The 429-nt window shown below is 67.1% G+C and carries 1 protein-coding gene; it reads left to right on the top strand.

The window, feature by feature from the left end; translation table 11 throughout:
• The coding region (locus CS062_RS25510; protein ID WP_143742569.1) for an amino acid permease at positions 1-429 on the top strand (429 nt) is incomplete at both ends.

The following is a 429-nucleotide window of genomic DNA, read 5'->3' as shown; positions in this document are numbered from 1 at the left end:
ACCGCGATGGTCATCGGCTCGATGATCGGGTCCGGTGTGTTCCTGCTGCCCGGCCGGTTCGGGGCCGAGTCCGGGGTCGCGGGCGCGCTGATCGCCTGGGCGATCGCCGGTGCAGGCATGTTGATGCTGGCGTTCGTGTTCCAGCGCCTGGCGACGCGGAAACCGGACCTCGACGCCGGGTTGTTCGCCTACGCGAAAGCGGGCTTCGGCGACTACATGGGGTTCAACTCGGCGTTCGGGTTCTGGGCGTCGGCCTGCGCGGGCAACACGTCGTACTGGGTGTTGATCATGGCGACGACGAGCGCGCTGTTCCCCGCCCTAGGAGCCGGGGACACCCTGCTGGCGGTCATCTGCTCGACGATCGGCGTATGGCTGTTCTTCTACCTGATCCTGCGCGGTGTGAAGCAGGCCGCGGTGATCAACCGCATC

Origin of the sequence: Roseateles chitinivorans, from assembly GCF_002761755.1 — a bacterium.
Lineage (GTDB): Bacteria > Pseudomonadota > Gammaproteobacteria > Burkholderiales > Burkholderiaceae_C > Roseateles > Roseateles chitinivorans.
Note: the sequence above shows the minus strand (reverse complement) of the source record. Positions and strands in the feature narration are given on the sequence as shown.